General features: G+C 62.8%; 9 protein-coding genes. All 9 read left to right on the plus strand.

From position 1 onward, the window contains the following. Positions 1–1,883: hypothetical protein (locus JWQ89_RS12465; protein WP_299641468.1), on the plus strand; the 1,883-nt coding region annotated here is incomplete at its 5' end. Then, entirely contained in the window at positions 1,880–2,290 is a 411-nt protein-coding gene (locus tag JWQ89_RS12470; protein ID WP_299641470.1) for a hypothetical protein, read from the plus strand. The genes JWQ89_RS12465 and JWQ89_RS12470, both read left to right, overlap by 4 nt. Next, positions 2,287–2,559, plus strand: a complete 273-nt coding sequence (locus tag JWQ89_RS12475) for a hypothetical protein (protein ID WP_299641472.1) — start codon at positions 2,287–2,289, stop codon at positions 2,557–2,559. Before JWQ89_RS12470 ends, JWQ89_RS12475 begins: the two co-directional genes overlap by 4 nt. A gap of 10 nt (positions 2,560–2,569) precedes the next feature. Then, a complete protein-coding gene (locus tag JWQ89_RS12480; RefSeq protein WP_299641473.1) occupies positions 2,570–3,037 on the plus strand; it encodes a glycosyl hydrolase 108 family protein in 468 nt (155 codons plus the stop codon). Continuing rightward, entirely contained in the window at positions 3,037–3,390 is a 354-nt protein-coding gene (locus tag JWQ89_RS12485) for a hypothetical protein (protein WP_299641475.1), read from the plus strand. Before JWQ89_RS12480 ends, JWQ89_RS12485 begins: the two co-directional genes overlap by 1 nt. A 152-nt stretch (positions 3,391–3,542) precedes the next feature. Further along, positions 3,543–3,905 (plus strand): hypothetical protein, encoded by a 363-nt coding sequence (locus tag JWQ89_RS12490; protein WP_299641477.1) that lies wholly within the window; start codon positions 3,543–3,545, stop codon positions 3,903–3,905. A gap of 9 nt (positions 3,906–3,914) precedes the next feature. Then, positions 3,915–4,127 (plus strand): hypothetical protein, encoded by a 213-nt coding sequence (locus JWQ89_RS12495; protein WP_299641479.1) that lies wholly within the window; start codon positions 3,915–3,917, stop codon positions 4,125–4,127. Between the two features lies 1 nt (position 4,128). Continuing rightward, positions 4,129–5,760, plus strand: coding sequence for a portal protein (locus tag JWQ89_RS12500; RefSeq protein ID WP_299641481.1), 1,632 nt, complete (start codon positions 4,129–4,131; stop codon positions 5,758–5,760). Position 5,761: 1 nt separating this feature from the next. Beyond that, the coding region (locus JWQ89_RS12505; protein WP_299641483.1) for a hypothetical protein at positions 5,762–6,397 on the plus strand (636 nt) is incomplete at its 3' end.

A 6,397-nucleotide genomic window follows, 5' to 3' on the forward strand; every position in this document is an offset into this window, starting at 1 on the left:
AGCAGTTCGACAGCCTGCCGGACGCGGCCACGCGGGCCAACAAGGTGCTCGGCTTCACGGCCGATGGAACGCCGGTCGCCGTGATCCCGGCCGATGGTTCGGCTGCGGCCGTCGCGCTCGCGCTGTCGTCCTATCAGGAGCAACTGTCGTCGTTCGGACCCGATTCGCCGGGCACCGACCACCTCGGCTATCGGCTGAGCGGTGTCGGGACCGCGGCGCGCCTAGCATCCCTCAAGCTCGGCGACTACGTTACGAGCTACGACTTCGAGAACGACGACGGCACGCCTTGCGCGGCCGACGGCGTCAACTATGACGACACTGCGCTGCAGGCCGGGCTCGAATATACGGCCGGCATGTTCAATCAGTCCGCGTTCCCGCCCGCCGGCGCCAAGTTCAACAAGCCCACCTTCGTGATTCTCCCGGGGGCCTATCGACTCCGCAACACACTCAAGACCTACCCAGGCGTCACAGTCATGGGCATGGGCTCGCTGGCGTACACGGTGGAGTCCACACGCCTCATCATGGACACGCTGGGCGGGACGGTAAATCTCGACACGCACATCCTGGCGCCGACCCGTAACTTCCAAGGGGCCGTGCGCACCGGCGCGTACACCGGGACCATCGAGAACATCGGGTTTTGGATCGTGAATCCGGGCGCGACCGTCGCCGGCCGCGGCGGCGTCTCGTTCGGTCCGAGTTCCAACGTTGGCTCATGCATCTACTTCGCGGAGCCCTGCATCGACGTTCGCATCCGCGGCTGCAACTTCTACACGACCCCCAACGCGGCGATCTGGTTCAACTATGGCGATGCAAGCGCCTCTTTCGACGCCGAGATCAGCGACTGCGAATTCGACACGTCAGCGCGCGCCGTGCGCACCACGCGGGGCACGCTGAACCTTCGCCTCTACAACAACCAGTGGTACGGCGGCGGTTATCACGTTCTGGTCGAGGCGGGCAAGGGCATCCTGAAGATCGATGGCGGGATCATGCAACTGCAGTCCCGGATCCTGGTGACCGACAGTTCTGACCTTGACCTGATCCAGGTCACCAACATCAGAAGCGATGGTGCCGGCGCCCTCGGTAACTGGCTTGAGATCGGCAAGGTACGACAGGTCCAGGTCACTGGCAACACGATCGGCGTCTGCTCAGGTTCAGCCATCATCGTGACGGACGCGGACGGCGGCGTTATTGCAGGGAACACGATCAACGACGCAGGCTACAACGCGACGGTGGGCGATGCCACAACCGATGCTGCTGCCATCCGATTGAACGGCTGCCAGGACTTGGTGGTCGGTCCGAATTCAATCCTCACTCGCGACTCCGCGACCTATAACGGCTTCGGGATCATCACGCAAAACACCACCCGGGCGACGCGTGTTCATTTCGGACCCAGTGTCATCTCATCGGCCTATAACGGCCCGCTTTACCGTGGGCAGTCCCGTCATTTCAACGTGGTCCCCGGTGGAGCGGATACATGGGCCGGCATCATCATCAGCAATGGCGGCGGCGCGAAGATCTCGATTTCCCTGGAGACGCCGGTCGCCAGGTACGAGGACCGCACCTCCCAGGTGATGGCCGCCGGGAACTACGACATCCCGCTGGCTGGGCTCTCTGGATTTGATGCGGTGCTGACCCTTGCGGCGCTCTCGAGCGCTCTATCGATGACCCTCGGCGTCAAGGTCCGGCGCAACTACTCGGACGGCTCGTTCGTCATCGACAACGTTACCAAGGGCACCACGTTCGCGGCAGGGCTCGGGCCGCACGCATTGGCTACCGGCAACACCGTGACGCTATCAATCTCCGGCACGAACCTGCGACTGACGTTCGCGGTGTCCACCGACCCGATGGTGTTGTCCTCAATGATGAGAGGCGTGAAGGTATGAGCGAGAACGTGGACTCCGCTTCGGTCCCGCTCGACGACATCGAGACGATCAAGCGCCGCCAGTCAGAGAACTGGGACGCCCTTCAAGAGGCGAAGGAGGCCCTGATACGAACGAACATTCGCCTCGACCGTTCTGATGAAGGCCAACTGGAGATTCTTCGCAGGCAGGACGAACAGCGAAAGGCGCTCGACGCAAATAACGAAGCGACAGCTCGAATCGAGGAACGAGTCCAGTTCATCGTCGATCTCGGCGAGACCCTTCAAGACGCCGCGGCCATCCTGGTCAAGATATCAGGCTGGATCAGCCGGGCCGTTCAATGGCTTGCGAGGGCTGTCAAGCCGCTGACGGCCATCATCTTGTTCTGCATCGCGGTGTGGCAAGGCTTCAAAGCCTACGTCGGCAAATGATGCCGCTCGACGCCTGGGGCGGACGACGCTTCCTGCTGTGTGTCGGGTGCAGCGCGATTACGTCGATGCTGCTGTGGTTCGGCAAACTGTCGGACGGCTCGTATATGACCATCATCCTCGCGACCGTCGGCACCTACGTCGCCGGCAACACCTATCAGAAGTCGGTCGAGATCAAGACCACGGGCATGCCGGCCGGAACCCCCGTGTCCGCTCCTGTAGATCCATCTGAAATGCCGGCAGTGATTGACGCGAAAGAAGGCAACAAGTGAGGACGCAGCCATGAACTTCGACGAAGCCTTCGAGAAACTGATCGGCCACGAGGGCGGCTACGTCAACTCGCGCGCCGACCCGGGTGGAGAAACCAAGTTCGGAATTTCGAAGCGGTCCTACCCAGGGGAGAACATTCCGGCGATGACGCTCGAGCGCGCCAAGCAGATCTACCTGCGCGACTACTGGGGCCCGTGCGGCGCCGATGCGCTTCCCGACGGCATGAAGCTGCAAGTCTTCGACATGGCCGTCAACAGCAGCGTGGCGCAGACCGTGAAGGTATTGCAGCGTGCGGTTGGAGAAACCGATGACGGCGTGCTCGGCCCGATGACTCTGCAGGCCGTCAACTCCATGCAGCCCGCCAGGCTGCTCGCTCGTTTCAACGGATACCGGCTGCACTTTATGGCCGATCTGAGCAACTGGCCTTCCTTCAGTCGCGGCTGGGCCAAGCGTGTCGCTTACAACCTGCTCGAGGCCTGATGTACGCGGCCATCATCGGCGGCATGCTCATCGTGCTCAGCATCGGCGGCGCCTTCCTCATCGGCCGCGAAGCTGGCAGCGACGCCTGTCAGGCCGCCAAGGATCGGGACGAGCACGTCGCCAGCATCGCCACGGCCGCCGCCGCCAGCGCCGCTGCCTCAGCCATCAACGGCATAAAGGTCCGCAATGTCACCATCCGCCAGCAGACCGAAACCAAGATTCAGGAAGTGCCTGTATATCGGGACTGTCGCAATGAGCCTAGCGTCTTGCGCAACATCAATGAGTCCCTCACCGGCCGGGCCGAGCCCGCTGGTTCAGGTCTCCTGCCCCGAGCTAGTGCCCCTGGCGGATGACACCTTCGGCGCCACGGTCCTCAAACTGATCGAGGTGGCGGGGATTTATCGCGGGTGCCGAGAGGCTGCACTCGGCATTCGCTGAGATTCCATCCCGGCTCTGGCGAAACACTGCCCTCCGTCGCGACCCATACGCAAAGAGGATCTCAGCCATGTCGACCACCAAGCCCGCACGCACCGTCACCACGCCAGGCGATGTAACCGCCAAGTCAACCGATGCGGGCTTGCCGGCAGTAGCGCCCATGGAAGCCGCTCCCGACTTCTCGAAAATGTCGCCTGAAGAGAAGGACGCCTATCTCCTGCAGATGCACCAGCAACAGACCGAGACGCACCGGCTGATGATGGAGATGCATCGCCGCATGCACCGCGAGACGGCCTCGATGCCGGTCGAAGTGGTGCACCCGAGTGTCGAGGAAGTCATGGCGTCGAACCCGGACAAGGCCACGATGACCAAGGACGGCATCTACGTGCCGCGCGTCACCAGCGCGAACCCCGAGCAAGTCTTCAAGCGCTGAGCAGCCGACGTGGGACTCTTCGGTGGCAAGCAGCCTGCAGTCGTCAAGAGCGACCCAGTTGCAGAGAACGATCGCATCGCTGCCGAGGCGGCTGCCACCGCTAACGCCGAGTCGGCCATCAAGCGCAAGAACCGCAAGCGTTCGGCGCTCGACTCCACCGTGACGGCTCTCGGCTCGGCCGATGCGCTGGACACACCAGCCAAGACTACCTTAGGCGCCTGACATGATTTCACCCGACGAAGCCGACCGCATCGGCCGGCGGCTCGCCGAGTTGAAGTCGCTGCGTTTGCCGTACGAAGGGCAGATGCGCCAATGTTTCGACTACACCTACCCGGAACGCGGCGAGGGCTTCACCACCGGGCCGAACACGATCTCGGACACGAGCGGCAAGCGCGCCGAGATCTACGACGACACCGCGACCGATGGCACCCGCATCCTGGGTTCCTCAATCATCGGCGGCATGACCCCGGCCAACAGCCTCTGGTTCGGCCTGGACACGGGCGGCAACGATGGTGAGATGGACACGCGTTGGCTGAGCACCGCCGCGCAGTTCCTCTTCGACAACATCCATGCGAGCAACTTCGACAGCGCCGCCTTCGAGTGCGTCATGGACATGGTGGGCGGCGCCGGCCATTTCGTGCTGTTCATCGACGAGGCCAGGGAAGGCGGCTACCGATTCGAACAGTGGCCGGTCGGGCAATGCTGGGTGTCGAGCTCGACGTCGGGCGGCCGGGTCGACACGATCTACCGCGAGTTCCCGCTGACCGTCGAGCAGATCGTCAAGGAATACGGGATCGATCAGGTCTCGGATACGGTCAAGAAGATGCACGAGGCCAAGCGCTTCGACGAGAAGATCATGGTGACGTGGGCGATCGAGCCGCGCTCGCTGCACCTGGTCGGCGCCAAGATGGCGCGCAACAAGGCGTTCGCCTCGGTCCACAAGGAAACGAGCGGGAGCACCACGCTGCGCGAGTCCGGCTTCGACGAGTTCCCCTGCGCCGTGCCGCGCTGGATGCTGATCCCCGGCAGTCACTATGCCAAGAGCCCGATGTCGCAGTGCCTGGCCACGGTCAAGACGCTCAACGAGGTCAAGAAGCTCGACCTGCAGAACTTCGAGCTGACCGCCTACGGCATGTTCAAAGCGCGCGACGATGGCGTTCTGAACCCGTTCACGACGACGATCGGGCCGCGCCGCGTGGTGGTGGTGTCCGACATGGACAACTTCCAGCGCATCGAGCCCGGCGGTGATCCGAAGCTCGTTGCGTACGTGGTTGAGAACATGCAGCGCGACATCCGCAAGCTGCTCATGGCCGACCAGTTGCAGCCCCAGGACGGCCCGGCGATGACGGCCACCGAGGTGCACGCCCGCATCATGTTGATCCGACAACAGCTGGGCCCCATCTTCGGCCGCCTGCAGTCCGAGTGGCTGCGTCCGCTGATCGAGCGCTGCTTCGGCATCGCCTACCGCGCCGGCGTGCTCGAGCAGGCATGCGGCCCGATCCCCGACTCGCTGCGCAATCGCATCGTCAACGTCAACTATTCGTCGCCACTGGCTCGCGCGCAGAAGCTCGAAGAGGTCACGGCGATCGATACCTGGGTGCTCGGGCTGCTGCAGGTCGCGACCGAGACACAGGACATGAGCGTCCTCGATCAGGTGAATTTCCAGTATGCGGGACAGTTCAAGGCCGATGCCCTGGGCGTGCCGAGCAAGGCCGTGCGGTCCACCGATGAGATCGCCTCGATTCGCCAGGCGCGCACCGAAGCCCAGCAGAACGCAGCCAAGCAGGCGCAGGCCCAGCAGGTTCAGACAACGGCCGGTGAGGCCATGGCGAAACAGATCGCCACAGGAGGATGACATGCCACTCGACGCAACATTGACCGGATCCGGCTGGCAAGTAAACCCGCTCGTTGGAACTACCTCAGGAGCGGGGGGTGCCGACACCACGCATTTTGGGCGGCCCTTCACGATTGGCAACATCCACGGACCGGGCGATGTCGACTCGGGAATTGCCGCAGCGATGAACAGCGGCAACTGGTGGGGACCTTTGCATACAGGTTATGCGCCGGGCTTTTACCCCGTTCGTCTTCGCTTTGCCAACGTTGGCCCGAATGACGAGCCTGGGCCTTGCACGTTACGCATCGGTGCGGCTTTGATGAACAATTCCGTCCGATATCAGCTGCCAATATTTGGCAGGGATACCTATGATTTTTCCCCCGGCGCAATCGGCGATACGGATGAAAAGGTGCTGTTTTTCGATGGCACTGGAATCATGCCGATTACTTACCTGCAGACGCTCAATCCAAGCGGGGCGGTTGCAAGCGGTCTAGGGTTCCGCTCTACCTACGTCATTCGCACCGCCAACGGAGAGCGATTCGAGTATGGGACCGGCATCGCTGACGGTCGGGTGACTGGAACGCCTGCACAGAACGCAGATAGCTATCCGGGTTTCGGGCCGACTATGCTTATCGGCCGGGCCTTCGCTGGCCGCCTA

The organism is Devosia sp. (assembly GCF_028290645.1).
In the GTDB taxonomy this organism is placed as follows: Bacteria; Pseudomonadota; Alphaproteobacteria; order Rhizobiales; family Devosiaceae; genus Devosia_A.

Coding starts and splice junctions, on each gene's coding strand:
- JWQ89_RS12470 (WP_299641470.1), top strand. CDS start 1,880: ATGAGCGAGAACGTGGACTCCGCTTCGGTCCCGCTCGACGACATCGAG.
- JWQ89_RS12475 (WP_299641472.1), top strand. CDS start 2,287: ATGATGCCGCTCGACGCCTGGGGCGGACGACGCTTCCTGCTGTGTGTC.
- JWQ89_RS12480 (WP_299641473.1), top strand. CDS start 2,570: ATGAACTTCGACGAAGCCTTCGAGAAACTGATCGGCCACGAGGGCGGC.
- JWQ89_RS12485 (WP_299641475.1), top strand. CDS start 3,037: ATGTACGCGGCCATCATCGGCGGCATGCTCATCGTGCTCAGCATCGGC.
- JWQ89_RS12490 (WP_299641477.1), top strand. CDS start 3,543: ATGTCGACCACCAAGCCCGCACGCACCGTCACCACGCCAGGCGATGTA.
- JWQ89_RS12500 (WP_299641481.1), top strand. CDS start 4,129: ATGATTTCACCCGACGAAGCCGACCGCATCGGCCGGCGGCTCGCCGAG.